15 protein-coding genes are annotated in these 15,597 nt (G+C 53.5%); 6 read left to right on the forward strand and 9 right to left on the reverse strand.

Annotated elements, in window-relative coordinates; translation table 11 throughout:
• Positions 1-283 precede the first annotated feature (283 nt).
• From B4M48_RS06170 to nagB, 4 genes are read right to left on the reverse strand one after another with little or no spacing between them, the layout of a single operon-like run.
• Entirely contained in the window at positions 284-1,036 is a 753-nt protein-coding gene (locus tag B4M48_RS06170) for an HAD-IIA family hydrolase (protein WP_039383168.1), read from the reverse strand.
• A 36-nt stretch (positions 1,037-1,072) separates the two neighbouring features.
• The gene (gene nagC / locus B4M48_RS06175) at positions 1,073-2,293 is read right to left on the reverse strand and encodes a DNA-binding transcriptional regulator NagC (protein WP_039383170.1); all 1,221 of its coding nucleotides are present in this window, start codon (positions 2,291-2,293) and stop codon (positions 1,073-1,075) included.
• Between the two features lie 7 nt (positions 2,294-2,300).
• Positions 2,301-3,449, reverse strand: a complete 1,149-nt coding sequence (nagA, locus tag B4M48_RS06180; RefSeq protein WP_039383172.1) for an N-acetylglucosamine-6-phosphate deacetylase — start codon at positions 3,447-3,449, stop codon at positions 2,301-2,303.
• Positions 3,450-3,505: 56 nt separating this feature from the next.
• A complete protein-coding gene (nagB, locus tag B4M48_RS06185; RefSeq protein WP_071668986.1) occupies positions 3,506-4,306 on the reverse strand; it encodes a glucosamine-6-phosphate deaminase in 801 nt (266 codons plus the stop codon).
• A 340-nt stretch (positions 4,307-4,646) separates the two neighbouring features.
• Here nagB and nagE point away from each other — a divergent pair, with 340 nt between their 5' ends.
• The 3 genes from nagE to B4M48_RS06200 all read left to right on the forward strand — a co-directional run bounded on the left by nagE (position 4,647) and on the right by B4M48_RS06200 (position 9,122).
• The gene (gene nagE / locus B4M48_RS06190) at positions 4,647-6,671 is read left to right on the forward strand and encodes an N-acetylglucosamine-specific PTS transporter subunit IIBC (protein WP_039385758.1); all 2,025 of its coding nucleotides are present in this window, start codon (positions 4,647-4,649) and stop codon (positions 6,669-6,671) included.
• A gap of 149 nt (positions 6,672-6,820) precedes the next feature.
• On the forward strand, positions 6,821-8,491 hold the full coding sequence (glnS, locus tag B4M48_RS06195; RefSeq protein ID WP_039383178.1) for a glutamine--tRNA ligase: 1,671 nt from the start codon (positions 6,821-6,823) through the stop codon (positions 8,489-8,491).
• A gap of 235 nt (positions 8,492-8,726) precedes the next feature.
• A complete protein-coding gene (locus tag B4M48_RS06200; protein WP_039383180.1) occupies positions 8,727-9,122 on the forward strand; it encodes a hypothetical protein in 396 nt (131 codons plus the stop codon).
• Positions 9,123-9,183: 61 nt separating this feature from the next.
• Here the strand turns inward: B4M48_RS06200 and fur are convergent, their stop codons facing one another.
• The 4 genes from fur to ybfF all read right to left on the reverse strand — a co-directional run bounded on the left by fur (position 9,184) and on the right by ybfF (position 11,853).
• Positions 9,184-9,630 carry a ferric iron uptake transcriptional regulator gene (fur, locus tag B4M48_RS06205; RefSeq protein WP_039383181.1) on the reverse strand — a complete coding sequence of 149 codons (447 nt, stop codon included), beginning with the start codon at positions 9,628-9,630 and terminating at the stop codon, positions 9,184-9,186.
• 356 nt (positions 9,631-9,986) lie between these two features.
• A complete protein-coding gene (gene fldA, locus B4M48_RS06210; protein ID WP_039383182.1) occupies positions 9,987-10,517 on the reverse strand; it encodes a flavodoxin FldA in 531 nt (176 codons plus the stop codon).
• 137 nt (positions 10,518-10,654) lie between these two features.
• Positions 10,655-10,930, reverse strand: a complete 276-nt coding sequence (gene ybfE / locus B4M48_RS06215; protein WP_039383184.1) for a LexA regulated protein — start codon at positions 10,928-10,930, stop codon at positions 10,655-10,657.
• 158 nt (positions 10,931-11,088) lie between these two features.
• The gene (gene ybfF, locus B4M48_RS06220) at positions 11,089-11,853 is read right to left on the reverse strand and encodes an esterase (RefSeq protein ID WP_039383185.1); all 765 of its coding nucleotides are present in this window, start codon (positions 11,851-11,853) and stop codon (positions 11,089-11,091) included.
• Positions 11,854-12,096: 243 nt separating this feature from the next.
• Between ybfF and seqA the strand changes: the two genes are divergently transcribed.
• Together seqA and pgm are read left to right on the forward strand one after the other, a co-directional pair.
• On the forward strand, positions 12,097-12,639 hold the full coding sequence (gene seqA, locus B4M48_RS06225) for a replication initiation negative regulator SeqA (protein ID WP_039383187.1): 543 nt from the start codon (positions 12,097-12,099) through the stop codon (positions 12,637-12,639).
• A gap of 25 nt (positions 12,640-12,664) precedes the next feature.
• Positions 12,665-14,305, forward strand: a complete 1,641-nt coding sequence (gene pgm, locus B4M48_RS06230; RefSeq protein WP_039383189.1) for a phosphoglucomutase (alpha-D-glucose-1,6-bisphosphate-dependent) — start codon at positions 12,665-12,667, stop codon at positions 14,303-14,305.
• Between the two features lie 39 nt (positions 14,306-14,344).
• Here the strand turns inward: pgm and kdpE are convergent, their stop codons facing one another.
• Positions 14,345-15,019, reverse strand: a complete 675-nt coding sequence (gene kdpE, locus B4M48_RS06235; protein ID WP_288656246.1) for a two-component system response regulator KdpE — start codon at positions 15,017-15,019, stop codon at positions 14,345-14,347.
• A gap of 237 nt (positions 15,020-15,256) precedes the next feature.
• Here kdpE and B4M48_RS06240 point away from each other — a divergent pair, with 237 nt between their 5' ends.
• Positions 15,257-15,457 carry a YbfA family protein gene (locus tag B4M48_RS06240; RefSeq protein WP_071668988.1) on the forward strand — a complete coding sequence of 67 codons (201 nt, stop codon included), beginning with the start codon at positions 15,257-15,259 and terminating at the stop codon, positions 15,455-15,457.
• The last annotated feature ends 140 nt before the right edge of the window (positions 15,458-15,597 follow it).

Below are 15,597 nucleotides of genomic sequence, written 5' to 3' on the forward strand. Positions count from 1 at the left end.
TCACCCTGTGGCGATGTTATTTTGCATTTGTCCGGCAGCCTGCGCTGCGTGATGTATAAGAAAATGCGCTAATTGATGGTGGTTGCGCAAGCAAAATAACGTTTTTATGATAAATAGAGTGTTGCACAGGTGAATAAATTGAATATACACCAAAATAAAGGCTATTTTTTTAGATGATATCTAATAATTTGCCGGTTTAGCTCTTTTTATCATCAGGCGCCAAAAACAGTAACGCCCCGCACACCGGCAGGTGGGCAGGGCGTCAGCAGGTGCACGGCGCCGGTCAGAACAGATCGATATCGGCGACGGAAGGGAAAATCCAGTCGGGTCGGAATGGCATTGCGTCGATATCGCTCAGGGTGGAAACACCAGAGAGCACCAGAATAGTTTCCAGTCCCGCCTGGAAGCCCGCCAGAATATCGGTGCGCAGGTTATCACCCACGATCACTGTCTCTTCAGAGTGCGCATGCATTTTGTTCAGCGCCGCCCGCATAATGTAGGGGCTGGGCTTGCCAACATAAAAAGGCTTACGGCCCGAAATGGTTTCGATACCGGCACAGAGGGCGCCGCAGGCGGGAATAAATCCACGCGCGTGGGTATCCGGATTGGTCGCAATAAAGCGCGCGCCGTTAGCCACAAAAAACGCGGCTTTATGCATCATATCCCAGTTAAACGAGCGGGTTTCACCGACGATAACAAAATCAGGATTGACGTCAGTAATGGTAAAGCCGGCGTTGTAGAGTTCATGAACCAGCGCACCTTCTCCGATCACATACGCTTTTTTCCCCTCCTGACGCCGCAGGAAATCAGCGGTGGCCATGGCTGAGGTATAAAACACCGAGTCAGGAATGTCGACGCCGGCGTTGGAGAAACGGTTGGCCAGATCCTGAGCAGTCTGCGACGGATAGTTAGTCAGCACGACCAGCGGCATGCCTTTTTCCAGGATACGCTGCAGAAATTCATTAGCCCCTTTCACGGCCGTGTTGTCATGCATCAACACGCCATCGATATCACAGATTACGCTTTTAATGGTCATACAAGATCCCGTCAGGCCTGCTCAGGCAGGTTACAATTAATCTTCCAGCAGATGCTGCAGCAGAATGCCATTCAGCATAGCGCGTTTTGCCAGCGCAAACGCCCCAATCGCGGAGCGATGATCCAGCTGTGAGCGCACCACCGGCAGGTTTTTACGAAACTCACGCAGCACCTGCGTATTGATACAGCTCTCGATGGCGGGAAACAACACTTTGTCGGCGTCGGTGATTTCGCCCGCCAGCACCACCTTTTGCGGGTTAAAAAGGTTGATTGCAATGGCAATCGCTTTGCCGAGATAACGCCCCACATACTCAATCACTTCACACGCCAGCGCGTCGCCCTGATTAGCAGCGTGACAGATTTGTGGCATCAGGCAGTTATCCAGCGACAGCGTACTTGGATATCCCTGATTCAGCAGATGGCGTACGCGGTTTTCAATCGCGCCATTTGCGGCGATGGTTTCCAGACAGCCGAAGTTGCCGCAGTGGCAGCGTTCGCCTAACGGATCGACCTGGATATGGCCAATTTCACCCACGTTACCGTTACTGCCGAGAAAAATCTGTCCGTTAGCAATAATGCCGGCACCGGTTCCACGATGCAGCCGCACCAGAATCGAGTCAGCGCAGTCGCGGCTTGCACCGAAGTAGTGCTCAGCCAGCGCCAGACTGCGGATATCATGCCCTACAAAGCTGGTCACGCTGAACCGCTGCTGCAGGCTGGCAACCAGCGGCCAGTGGCTGACGGCAATGTGCGGCATATAGCGGATAATCCCTTTAACCGGATCGACCAGCCCGGGCAGGATCACGGCAATAGCGATCAGCTCATGAATTTTCCGCTGATGCACGTTGATAAACGCGCTGATAGCGTTAAACAGCGCGTTCTCCAGCGTCTCCTGCGTGCGCTCCGGTAGCGGATAATCTTCCTGCGCCAGCGATTTGCCGCTTAGATCAAACAGGGTAAGCGTGGCGTCGTTGCGTCCGAGACGGACTCCGATGGTATGGAAATGACGGGTTTCCGTGATAATGGAGATGGCGCGGCGACCGCCGGTAGAGGCCTGCTGCTCGACCTCTTTGATCAAACCGCGTTCAATCAGCTGACGGGTAATTTTAGTGACACTGGCGGGCGCAAGCTGGCTGAGATCGGCAATCTGAATGCGCGAGATCGGCCCCTGTTGATCGATCAACCGATAAACGGCTGCGCTATTGAGTTGTTTGACAAGATCGACATTTCCTATTTGAGTCTGGCCGCCAGTGGTCATTCAATGCTTACTCGCTGAGGACGCTCTCTCCATTGACGAACGTCTTGATGATTTGATAATCGCGGGTAAAAACAGTGAGGTTGGCGGCTTTTCCTGCTGCTACCGTGCCCAGCTGTTTCTCCACGCCCATGGCTCTTGCCGGATAAAGCGTTGCCATACGTAACGCCTCATCCAGGGCAATGCCGCAATACTCTACGCTGTTCTGCACTGCTTCAATCATTGTCAGTGCTGAACCGCTCAGGGTTCCATGCTCATCCACGCACAGACCATTGCGATAGTATATTGTTTTACCTGCAAAAATGAATTTATCAATCGCAGCACCTGCCGGCGCAGTCGCGTCAGTAACCAGAATCAGCCGTTCGCCTTTGAGACGTTTTGCCATGCGCACGTTAGCGTAATTGACATGTAAGCCATCTGCAATGATGCCGCAGTATACATCAGGCGAATCAAACAGCGCACCGACCAGTCCAGGTTCACGGCCGCTAAAAGGACTCATCGCATTATAAAGATGGGTCGCAAAGGTAATGCCGGCGCTGAAGCCGGCTTTTGCCTCGGCATAGGTCGCATTAGAGTGACCGGCAGAAACGATGATACCGGCTGCGCTGAGCTGACGAATAACCTCGCTGCCTGCCTGTTCAGGCGCCAGCGTGACTTTAGTAATGACATCCGCGTTGGCACAAAGGTAGTCGACCAGTGCGGGATCGGGCTGGCGTATCAGAGCCGGATTGTGCGTTCCTTTTTTCTCCCGGTTGAGCCACGGACCTTCAAGGTGCAAACCCAGCGCCTGATTCTGGCGCGTTGTCAGCCAGGCGCGCATGGTTTCCACCGCCTGCTTCATCAGTTCATCACTGCTGGTAATCAGCGTTGGAAGAAAGCTGGTACAGCCTGACTTTTCATTAGCACGCTGCATTATCTCCAGCGTTTCCACGCTCAGCGCTTCAGGCGAATCGTTGAATTGCACACCGCCGCAGCCGTTGAGCTGCAGGTCGATAAAGCCGGGAGCGATAAACGCGCCGGCCATATCCTGTTGCGGTAGCGCTGCATCCAGCATGGCGCGCGGGCAAACCCGATCAATAATACCGTCCGCGATAACTACCGCGTGATCGTCCAGAATGTCATAGCCGGTAAAAATCCGACCGTTTACTAATGCGTACATTATCTCTCTCCCGGCTGCGCCAGCTGTCAACGACAGCAGGCTTCTACATCGTGCTCTCAGACGCCCTGCATATTTTCCGCTTCAAGCTCGCGGAAATATTTTACCGTTTTAATTTTCAGTTCCATTGTCGCTGGCTCATCACATACCACAACCGCTTTTGGATGCAGCTGCAGACAGCTGATGGTCCACATATGGTTTACGTTGCCTTCTACCGCGGCCTGAAGCGCCAGCGCTTTGACGTGGCCTGTCACCAGGATCATTACCTCTTCGGCATCAAGCAGCGTACCCACGCCAACGGTCAGCGCATATTTAGGGACCTGGCTGACATCGCCATCGAAAAAGCGTGAATTAGCGACACGCGTATCATGCGTCAGCGTTTTTATACGTGTACGCGATGAGAGCGAGGAGGCGGGTTCATTAAACGCAATATGGCCATCATTGCCTACACCACCCATAAACAGGTGGATTTTACCAAACGCACGAATCTTCTCTTCATACTGGCGACATTCTGCGTCAATATCTTCCGCATTGCCATTCAGAAGATTGATGTTTTCTGACGGAATATCAACGTGATCGAAAAAGTTGCGATACATAAAGCTGTGATAGCTTTCCGGGTGCGCTTTCGGCAGACCGACATACTCATCCATATTGAATGTGACAACATGCTTAAAGCTGACCTGGCCCGCTTTGTGCATCTCAATCAGATGCTTGTAAGCTTCCAGCGGCGTGCCGCCCGTAGGCAATCCCAGAACAAAGGGACGCTCAGGGCCTGGGTTAAAGGCGTTAATCCGGTTGACGATATGGCGGGCTGCCCATTTGCCAACCTGAGCAGGTGTAGCCAGCGGAATCAGTCTCATAGTGCACCTCGGTTAAACAGATAAAAAGAATATGCTGTAGCAGCCGTGATCAAGTGTGAATGAGGTTAACGCGTTTATCAGCAAGCTACAGCGAAAAAGAGCGGTTGATATTTTTTATCATAAAATAAGTTTGTGGCAGTGACCAGTATTAAGCGACTTATATTGGCTATTAAGGTGATAAAAGTCACAACTGGAGCGGTTTTAATTTGCGAGGCGAATTAATTTATCTTTACACTGCATCTCGCAGAGAATCGTCTTATCAACACGCCAGGTGCCGGGATAATAAAACCAACCCGTACCAGGGGATACGCCAGTCTCATAGGGGGAGAACAAGGTGAGTATATTAGGCTATTTACAAAAAGTCGGCCGTGCGCTGATGGTGCCGGTGGCCACGCTGCCGGCGGCCGCTATCCTGATGGGGGTAGGCTACTGGATCGATCCCGACAGCTGGGGGGCAGGTAACGCACTGGCAGCACTGCTGATAAAGTCAGGCTCCGCGATTATCGACCATATGTCGGTACTGTTTGCGATTGGTGTCGCGTACGGTATGTCTAAGGATAAAGATGGCGCAGCGGCCCTGACCGGCTTTGTTGGCTTTCTTGTGGTGACCACGCTCTGTTCGCCTGCTGCAGTCGCTATGATCCAGAAAATGCCGCTTGAGCAGGTGCCTGCGGCGTTTGGCAAAATTGAAAACCAGTTTGTCGGTATCATGGTGGGTATCCTTTCGGCGGAGATGTATAACCGCTTCAGCCATGTCGAACTGCCTAAAGCGCTCTCTTTCTTCAGCGGGCGTCGCCTGGTACCGATTCTGGTCTCCTTCCTGATGATTGTCGTGGCGTTTATCCTGATGTACGTCTGGCCGGTGATCTTCGGTGGTCTGGTAAGCTTTGGGGAACATATCCAGAAACTGGGTTCTGTCGGGGCGGGGGTATACGCCTTCTTTAACCGACTGCTGATCCCGGTTGGCCTGCACCACGCGCTCAATTCCGTGTTCTGGTTTGATGTTGCGGGTATTAACGACATTCCAAAATTCCTCGGCGGCGCGCAGTCTATTGCTAACGGCAGCGGCATTCCGGGTATTACGGGTCGCTACCAGGCAGGCTTCTTCCCGATCATGATGTTTGGCCTGCCGGGTGCGGCACTGGCTATCTATCACTGCTCGCGTCCTGAGAATCGGGCAAAAGTGGGCGGCATTATGCTGGCAGCCGCTTTTGCCGCATTCTTTACCGGTATCACTGAGCCGCTGGAATTCTCCTTTATGTTCGTGGCCCCGGTGCTCTATGTGATCCACGCGGTACTCACCGGTATTTCCGTGTTTATTGCGGCCAGCATGCAGTGGATTGCCGGCTTTGGCTTCAGCGCCGGCCTGGTAGATATGGTGCTCTCGTCGCGTAACCCGCTGGCGGTGCACTGGTGGATGCTGATCCCGCAGGGCCTGGTCTTCTTCGTGATCTATTACGTCGTCTTCCGTTTCACTATCCGCAAATTTAATCTGCTGACGCCGGGCCGCGAGCTGGCAGCGGATGATGAAACCGATGGTTATGATGTGAATGTCACGCCTGAAAGTAGCGGTGAAACGGCGACTGAATCGCTGGCGCGTCGCTATATTGCTGCCGTCGGCGGCTCTGAAAACCTGACGCATATTGATGCCTGTATCACGCGCCTGCGCCTGAACGTGAAAGATTCCGCACAGGTCAGCGAAGGTGTGGCAAAACGTATCGGCGCTTCAGGCGTTATTCGTCTTAATAAGCAGAGCGTGCAGATTATTGTGGGTACGCAGGCGGAGAGTATCGCTACTGCGATGAAGTCCGTATTGACCAAAGGCCCGGTGGCGGCCGCCAGCGCTGCGCCTGTGGCTAAACCGGTTGTGGCAGCAGCAGCGCCTGCGCCCGCGGCTACACATAAGGCGATTGCCACGCTGCTGGCACCGGTATCAGGTCATGTAGTGGCGCTGGATAAGGTGCCGGATGAAGCGTTCGCCAGCAAAGCGGTAGGTGATGGCCTGGCTATTCAGCCGTCGGATAGCCGCGTGGTGGCACCGATTGCCGGTACCATAGTGAAAATCTTCAATACCAATCACGCCTTCTGTCTGGAAACAGAGAGCGGCGTTGAGATAGTGGTGCATATGGGGCTGGACACCGTTGCGCTGGCAGGGCGCGGTTTTACCCGGCTGGTGGAAGAGGGCGCGACCGTTACCGCTGGCGAGCCGATCCTGGAGATGGATCTGGACTATCTGAACGCTCACGCGCGCTCGATGATCAGTCCGGTGGTGGTCAGCAACAGCGACGACTTCGCAGGTCTTACGCTGCTGGCAACCGGCACGGTCGTTGCCGGCGAAACGCCGCTCTATGAGGTGAAAAACTAACCCCGGGCGTCTAACCGATAAGGCAGGAAGCGATTCCTGCCTTTTTTGTTTTAAAAGCGCCAACAAACGGTTGTTTCCCTTCAGCGCTTTGTGGATCATACTCCATTACTTCGAGGTAAAATCACCCGTTATTGTTTGAGGATTTTGAGATGAGTGAGGCTGAAGCCCGCCCAACGAACTTTATTCGTCAGATCATCGACGAAGATTTGGCGAGCGGTAAGCACAGTAGTGTGCATACCCGTTTCCCGCCAGAGCCCAATGGTTATCTGCATATTGGCCATGCAAAATCGATCTGCCTGAACTTTGGAATCGCACAGGATTATCAGGGGGAATGCAATCTGCGTTTCGATGATACCAATCCGGTTAAAGAGGATATGGAGTTCGTCGAGTCGATCAAAAATGATGTGCAATGGCTGGGCTTTGAGTGGAGCGGCAACATTCGTTACTCATCCGACTATTTTGATCAGCTGTTTAATTATGCTGTCGAGCTGATCAACAAAGGACTGGCGTACGTTGACGAACTGTCACCCGAGCAGATCCGCGAGTATCGCGGCACGCTGACGGCGCCGGGCAAAAACAGCCCGTATCGCGATCGCAGCGTCGAAGAGAACCTGGCGCTGTTCCGGAAAATGCGCGATGGTGGCTTTGAAGAGGGTAAGGCGTGCCTGCGTGCCAAAATCGATATGGCTTCCAGCTTTATTGTGATGCGCGATCCGGTGCTCTACCGCATTAAGTTTGCCGAGCACCATCAGACCGGTAACAAGTGGTGCATCTATCCGATGTACGATTTCACGCACTGCATCTCCGATGCGCTGGAAGGGATCACGCATTCGCTCTGTACGCTGGAGTTTCAGGATAACCGTCGCCTGTATGACTGGGTGCTGGATAACATCACGATTCCGGTGCATCCGCGGCAGTATGAATTTTCGCGCCTGAATCTGGAATATGCGGTGATGTCGAAGCGCAAGCTGACGCAGCTGGTGAGCGAGAAGCGGGTTGAAGGCTGGGACGATCCGCGCATGCTGACCGTTTCAGGCCTGCGCCGTCGTGGTTACAGCGCGGCATCAATTCGTGAGTTCTGCCGCCGCATCGGTATCACCAAACAGGACAATATCGTTGAGATGGCTTCGCTGGAGTCATGCATTCGTGACGACCTCAACGAAAATGCGCCGCGTGCTATGGCCGTGCTCGACCCGCTTAAAGTCGTGATTGAAAACCTGCCTGCCGGGCATGATGAGATCATCACCATGCCAAACCATCCTAACCGGCCGGAGATGGGAACGCGCGACGTGCCTTTCAGCCGCGAAGTGTGGATCGATCGCGCAGATTTCCGTGAAGAAGCTAACAAGCAGTATAAGCGTCTGGTACTGGGTAAAGAAGTGCGCCTGCGTAACGCTTATGTGATTCGCGCTGAGCGCGTGGCAAAAGATGAGGCGGGCAACATCACCTGCATCTATGCAACCTGCGATGTGGATACGCTGAGCAAAGACCCGGCTGATGGCCGCAAAGTAAAAGGGGTGATCCACTGGGTCTCCGCAATTCATGCGCTGCCCGCTGAGTTCCGCCTCTATGATCGTCTGTTCAGCGTGCCTAACCCGGGCGCGGCAGAGGATTTCCTCGCGACCCTGAATCCGGACTCGCTGCAGATCAAGCAGGGCTTTGTGGAGCCAGGACTGCGCGAAGCGGCAGCAACCTCGCCATACCAGTTCGAGCGTGAGGGCTACTTCTGCGCGGACAGCGTCTACTCGCAGCCATCAGCGCTGGTATTTAACCGCACGGTAGGCCTGCGTGATACCTGGGCGAAGATCGGCAGCGAATAATAACCGCTTCCGGCATCATAAAATTATATAAGGGCGAGTATTCGCCCTTTTTTATTATCCTCTTTTGCTCCCCGGCAACCATTTATTCTGCGTTAAATAAAATCGAGCTGGTATGCGGGTTTACGACTTGTCTGACTTTAAAAAAATTAACGCATTTGACCGTGTTAAATCCTTTTTTTCAGGTAGGCTATGCGCACTCCGGACTTGGTCTGTGGCTAGCAAAAAGGGAAAAATAATGACAAGCCTCGCTCAGGAAGCCAAACATAGCGTTGTGGTTTTACATCAGCTCATTGAACGTATTTTTAATCATGCGGATGTCAGCAACGATACCATGGGGCTGCTGCTGTCGCATTTCCATCCTGATTTCCGGATGGTTACGCCACAGGGCAGACAGCTGAATCTGAATGACGTTGAAGATCTTTTTCGCCGCCTGTGCGGACAGCGTGAAGGAATGCGCATCGCGACCAGCGAACATGCAATCATTTCTGAGCAGCAAAAAGAGGTCACCATTCAGTATCGCGAACTGCAGATACTGAACGGCGAGAGCCACAGCCGTATTTCGCTGGCGGTGCTGGACTGCACAACGGAAAATCCGCGCTGGCGCTATCTGCAGGAGACACTGGTCGCCTGAACTGCAGCAACAAAAAAACCGGTGCCTGCACCGGTTTTTTTATTTTGCAGCGTAGCTGACGTTATTTATCGTTATGCAGCGTTTCATCTTCCCGGCAGTCACCCACTTCGCAGTGACCATACAGATAGAGGCTATGGTTAGTAAGCTTAATGCCGTGGCGGGTCGCGATTTCGCGCTGGCGCGTTTCGATCGACTCATCGCTGAACTCAATCACTTTACCGCAGTCCAGGCAGATAAGATGATCGTGATGCTGCTGCTGCGTTAATTCAAAAACGGACTTGCCGCCTTCGAAGTTATGACGGGTTACAATGCCCGCGTCGTCAAACTGGTTCAGAACGCGATATACCGTGGCCAGACCAATCTCTTCGCCCATATCGATCAGGCGTTTGTACAAATCTTCCGCACTGACGTGATGGCACTGGGGTTCCTGAAGCACTTCCAGAATCTTTAATCTGGGCAGCGTGACTTTCAGGCCAGCCTTTTTCAATGCGGAATTGTTGTCAGTCATGCGGATATTGTCCTGTTACTTTGCTAGTCATTTGCGGCTTAACAGCCTTGAATGTGTGGTTAACGCGCATTCTCATTTGCGTCTCATTATAGAACCGGGGCAGGCGAATAGAAACCAGGCAAATGCTAAAGAAATCACCAGAGGCGGGAGTAACGCTCTTGCTGTCGCCGGCGGGATTATACAGTGCTGGGTTCTCAGTTCACTCAGCCTCAGCCTGCTGACAGAGGAATAAGCCGTTAACCGTTGCGGGTATTCTACAGAATTGCAGGGAAAAGTTAAAAAAGCGTAGCTATTATTTTTATAGGCAATTCCGTTACCCGATGTTAACCGTGCCTGCATCGGGTAACGGCAACACATTATGCCTCAATAATTTCTTTAAGCTGCAGCTCATCAAAAATCTGCTTCACCCAGCCCTCGACGCGCGCATTCGTCAGCTCTGGCTGACGATCTTCATCGATGGCGAGCCCGAGGAAATGCTTCTCATCGGCCAGACCTTTAGAGGCTTCAAAGTGGTAACCTTCAACAGGCCAGTGGCCCACGATGATTGCGCCATTTGGCTCAATAATGTCGCGAATCGTACCCAGCGCATCGCAGAAGTACTCGGCATAATCTTCCTGGTCGCCACAGCCAAACAGCGCAACCAGCTTGCCATTGAAGTCAATCTCTTCCAGCGTCGGGAAAAAGTCATCCCAGTCGCACTGCGCCTCACCATAATACCAGGTAGGAATACCCAGCAGCAGAATATCAAACGCTTCCAGATCTTCTTTCGTGCTCTTAGCAATGTCATGCACTTCGGCGACATCTTTACCCAGTTGTTTCTGGATCATCTTTGCAATGTTTTCAGTGTTGCCGGTATCGCTGCCGAAGAAAATGCCTACGATTGCCATGGGTTAGGTAGCCTCTTAAATCCTGAATGTGAGAGTAAGTCAACAGACTATACAGATAAGCGAATGATAGCAGACCCTGAAAAAGCGCGGAACGCGCAAAGCGCAGAGTTTGTGTTCCAGTGTGCGGTCTGCATAAATTATATGAGTTTGAGCTGCGTCAGCAGCATCTGCTCAATCAGCTCGCTGCGGCTGATATTTTGCTGCTCAGCCAGCGTATTGAGCGCGTCAACCGCTTCGCCGGACATTTTGAGCTCCACGCGCCGTAGCCCACGAACCTTATCGCGTTTAAGCTGATTGCGCTTATTAATGCGCAGCTGCTCATCGCGCGACAGCGGGCTGGTTTTCGGGCGGCCCGGTCGTCGCTCGTCTGCAAAGAGATCAAGCGTGGTACGGTCTGTCTGTTCTTTTGCCATGATTTGCGAAACTGAGTGGGCGCGAACGGCGCCGCGCGATTAAACACATTATCGGCCAGCCACAGTGTCTGACCACCGTGGCAAAATTTTAGCGCGACATCATACTCCAGCGTCAGACGTGACGCCAATCTTAAACATAGCGCAGTAAGCTTTTGCTTTCAGAGCGTAAAAAAGCGCCGCACGGCACGTAACACGGCATCAGGCTTCTCTGCATGCACCCAGTGCCCGGCACCGGCAATGACCTGCGCCCGCGCCTCAGGAAACTGGGCCAGCAGCGCGGCCCGATAGTGATTATCCAGATAAGGAGAGTCGCCGCCGCGAATAAACAGCGCCGGATGAGCCGAGGCGGGAATAGGTTCCCAGCCCGATATCGTCGCGTAGTTATCCCATAATACCGGCACGTTGAACCGCCATTCTCCTTCAGCAAAGGACTTCAGGATAAACTGAATGATCCCCTCTTCAGGGATAAACTGTCGCATCACCGCTGCGGCTTCACTGCGGCGCGTCACGCCGGCGGCGGATACCGCGCGAATCGCCGCAAAGATCTCATCGTGCCGGCGCGTCTGATAGTCAACGGGAGCGATATCAATCAGCACCAGCTTGCCAACGCGTTCAGGCGCCAGCGCACTCAGTGCCATAGCGATTTTGCCCCCCATCGAGTGGCCAATCACATCAACCTGCGTGATCTGCTGCGCATCCAGTGTATCAACCATATCCTGCGCCATTGCAGCATAGCTCATGCTGTTGCTGCGCGCCGATAAACCGTGGTTGCGCACATCCACCTGCAGCGTAGTACGCGCATCGGCTACGCCACGCGCCAGCCCGCCAAGGTTATCCAGGCTGCCGAACAGGCCATGGATAAGCAAAACCGGTGCGCTGTGAGAATCAGATTGTGCAGTTTGCAGACGGGCATTCAAAATCATGGCTAAAGTTCTTACAGTTGAGAGCGTGGGTTAGGGTATCATGATTCTACCTGTCCGGGTGGCGGTCGCCAGGTATTAGGGCATATTCTGACTTTTGCCCGTAAACGTTGCCAGCGCTATCAGCTATTGCGGATTTAACTTTATAATCAATATGTCAGATCCCAGGCTCTCTGCGTGCCCGCTACCGGTAAGGGCGTTGCAGAATGCGGGATTCTGCTAGTTGCCAGACTCGTACGGAATAAGATGAAAACGATTGAAGTTGACGAAGAACTCTACCGTTATATTGCCAGCCACACGCAGCACATCGGTGAAAGCGCCTCAGACATACTGCGTCGCATGCTGAAATTTACCGCCAGCTCGCGCGCTGCAGCAGCGCCAGCAGTAACGGCCCCGGTAAAAGAGGCGACAGCAGCAGCAGAGCCTGAAGCGCGTCCGCAGGACCGCGTGCGTGCCATGCGCGAGCTGATGCTGTCAGATGAGTATGCCGAGCAGAAAAAAGCGGTTAACCGCTTTATGCTGATTTTGTCAACGCTCTATCGTCTCGATCCTGATGCATTTGCCGATGCTACCGCATCGCTGCAGGGACGTACGCGCGTCTATTTTGCCGGTGATGAGCATACGCTGCTGCAAAATGGCACGCATACCAAACCTAAGCATGTGCCAGGTACACCTTACTGGGTCATCACAAACACCAATACAGGCCGTAAATGCAGCATGGTGGAGCACATCATGCTGGCTATGCAGTTCCCTCCGGAGCTGACAGAGAAAGTTTGCGGCACCATTTAAACTGAAGCGTCAGGGAGAAGCGCCAATGGCCAATCACCCCCGTGCCGGGCAGCCTGCCCAGCAGAGCGATTTGATTAACGTTGCACAATTAACCTCGCAGTATTACGTCCTGAAGCCGGATGCGGCTAACCCGGACCATGCGGTGAAATTTGGCACATCTGGCCACCGCGGCAGCGCGGGACGTCACAGCTTCAATGAAGAGCACATTCTGGCTATCGCACAGGCGATCGCCGAAGAGCGCAAAAAGAACGGTATTACGGGTCCATGCTACGTGGGCAAAGATACGCACGCGCTCTCTGAGCCCGCTATTCTGTCAGTACTGGAAGTGCTGGCGGCGAACGGTGTGGATGTCATCGTGCAGCAGGATAACGGCTACACGCCAACGCCCGCTATCTCCAATGCTATTCTGGAGCATAACAAACGCGGCGGCGCGCAGGCTGACGGCATTGTGATCACCCCTTCACACAATCCACCGGAAGATGGCGGCATTAAATACAATCCGCCAAACGGTGGGCCGGCTGATACCAACGTCACAAAAGTGGTGGAAGATCGCGCTAACCAGTTGATCAAAGGCGGTCTGCAGGATGTGAAACGTCTGCCGCTGGATCAGGCGTGGCAGAGCGGCCACATTGTTGAGCAGGATCTGATTCAGCCTTATGTTGAAGGACTGGCGCAGGTTATCGACTTCCCGGCGATTCAGAAAGCGGGACTGAAAATTGGCGTAGATCCGCTTGGCGGCTCAGGTATGGCTTACTGGCAGCGTATCGCTGAGCATTACAACCTCGATCTGACCATCGTTAATGACGCTATCGACCAGACCTTCCGCTTCATGCATCTGGATAAAGATGGCGTGGTGCGCATGGACTGTTCATCAGAGTGCGCGATGGCGGGTCTGCTGGCGTATAAAGACAAGTTTGATCTGGCCTTCGGCAACGATCCCGATTATGACCGTCACGGTATTGTCACGCCAGCTGGCCTGATGAATCCAAACCACTACCTGGCCGTCGCTATCAACTATCTTTTCCAGCATCGTCCGCAGTGGGGTAGTGATGTTGCCGTGGGCAAAACGCTGGTCTCCAGTGCGATGATCGACCGCGTGGTTAATGATATCGGGCGCAAGCTGGTAGAAGTACCGGTGGGCTTTAAGTGGTTCGTTGATGGCCTGTTCGACGGCAGCTTTGGCTTTGGCGGCGAAGAGAGCGCGGGGGCTTCCTTCCTGCGTTTTGATGGTTCAGCCTGGTCAACGGATAAAGATGGCATTATTCTCTGCCTGCTGGCCGCTGAAATCACGGCGGTGACCGGTAAAAATCCGCAGCAGCACTATGATGAGCTGGCGGAGCGCTTTGGTGCGCCAAGCTACAATCGTCTGCAGGCGTCTGCGACCTCGGCACAGAAAGCCGCGCTGTCAAAGCTGTCACCAGAGATGGTCAGCGCTGATACGCTGGCGGGCGATCCGATTACCGCACGCCTGACGGCTGCTCCGGGTAACGGCGCATCTATTGGCGGACTGAAAGTCATGACGGAGAACGGCTGGTTTGCCGCGCGTCCGTCCGGCACTGAAGATGCTTACAAGATTTACTGCGAAAGCTTCCTTGGCGCTGAGCATCGCGAGCTGATTGAGAAAGAAGCGGTGGAAATTGTCAGCGAAGTTCTGAAGAACGCCTGAGGGTGATACCGTGAAAAGGGCCGCTGCTGCGGCCTTTTTTTATGGCATAAAACGGTAGCCGATACCGGTTTCCGTCAGCAGGTGAGCAGGCTGCGTCGGGTTTTCTTCGAGCTTCTGACGCAGGTGGCCCATATAGATGCGCAGATAGTGGCTGTGTTCCACCGCATTGGGGCCCCAGACCTGATTCAGCAGCTGGCGCTGCGTCAGCACCTTGCCGGCGTTATTCAGCAGCAGACTGAGCAGGCGAAACTCGGTTGGCGTCAGATGCACTTCCTGACCGCTGCGGGTGATACGGCGTGCAGCCAGGTCAACGCAGACTTCACCAAACAGCACGCGCGCATCGGGCTGACTGCCCTGATGACGACGTAAAGCCACCCGCACCCTGGCCAGCAGTTCGCCAATGCCAAACGGTTTTGTCAGATAATCATCCGCACCCGCGTCCAGCGCTGCGATCTTATCCTGCTCGTCACTGCGGGCTGAAAGCACAATAACCGGCATAGTGCTCCACTGGCGTACTTCACGAATAAACGCGATGCCATCACCGTCAGGCAGGCCGAGATCGAGGATCGCCAGATCGGGCTTGCGCGTTGCCGCTTCAATCAGACCACGCTGCAGCTGTTCAGCTTCGACAATTTTTATGCCTTCGCTCTCTAACGCCAGGCGTACAAAACGGCGGATCTCTTTTTCATCTTCCACAATCAAAATGGTTGTCACGTGGGCTCCTGCGACACGGTTTTCTCTACTTTAGCAATAAACCGCAGCGGCGTCCGCGCAGCGATTTACCCCAATAAAATAACCCGTTATTCACACTGTTGTAACGCCATTCTGTGAAGCGGAAAAATGGTCAAAAAAAGTTCAGAATAAGTGGTCTGATGAGTAGCAAAAGTGAGCAGCCAGGAGTAATATTTGCGGCAGATCACACTTTACAACAGATTGCTCAGGAGGAACGCAATGGATAAACGCTATTCACTGCCAAAAATCGTTATACGGCGCACGCTGGTGCTGATTGCAGGCGTTGCGGCGCTTCCTTTTATGCTATTCCGCCGCGATCGTGCGCGTTTTTATAGCTACCTGCACCGCATCTGGTGCAAAACCAGTACCAAGCCGGTATGGCTGGCGCAGTCCGAAATCGCTGGCGGTATTTACTGGTAACAGAGTTTTTCTGACTGAGGCGGACGCTTTTACCCGAAGCGGCCGCTTTTTTTGACAAAATTTTCCTTATAGCGCCTGCTACATCCTGCCATTCATCGTCATTTGCGCTACACTTAAACCTCTACAAGATTCTGGAGGTT

This window comes from Pantoea sp. UBA6567, from assembly GCF_002434165.1.
GTDB lineage: Bacteria > Pseudomonadota > Gammaproteobacteria > Enterobacterales > Enterobacteriaceae > Pantoea > Pantoea eucrina.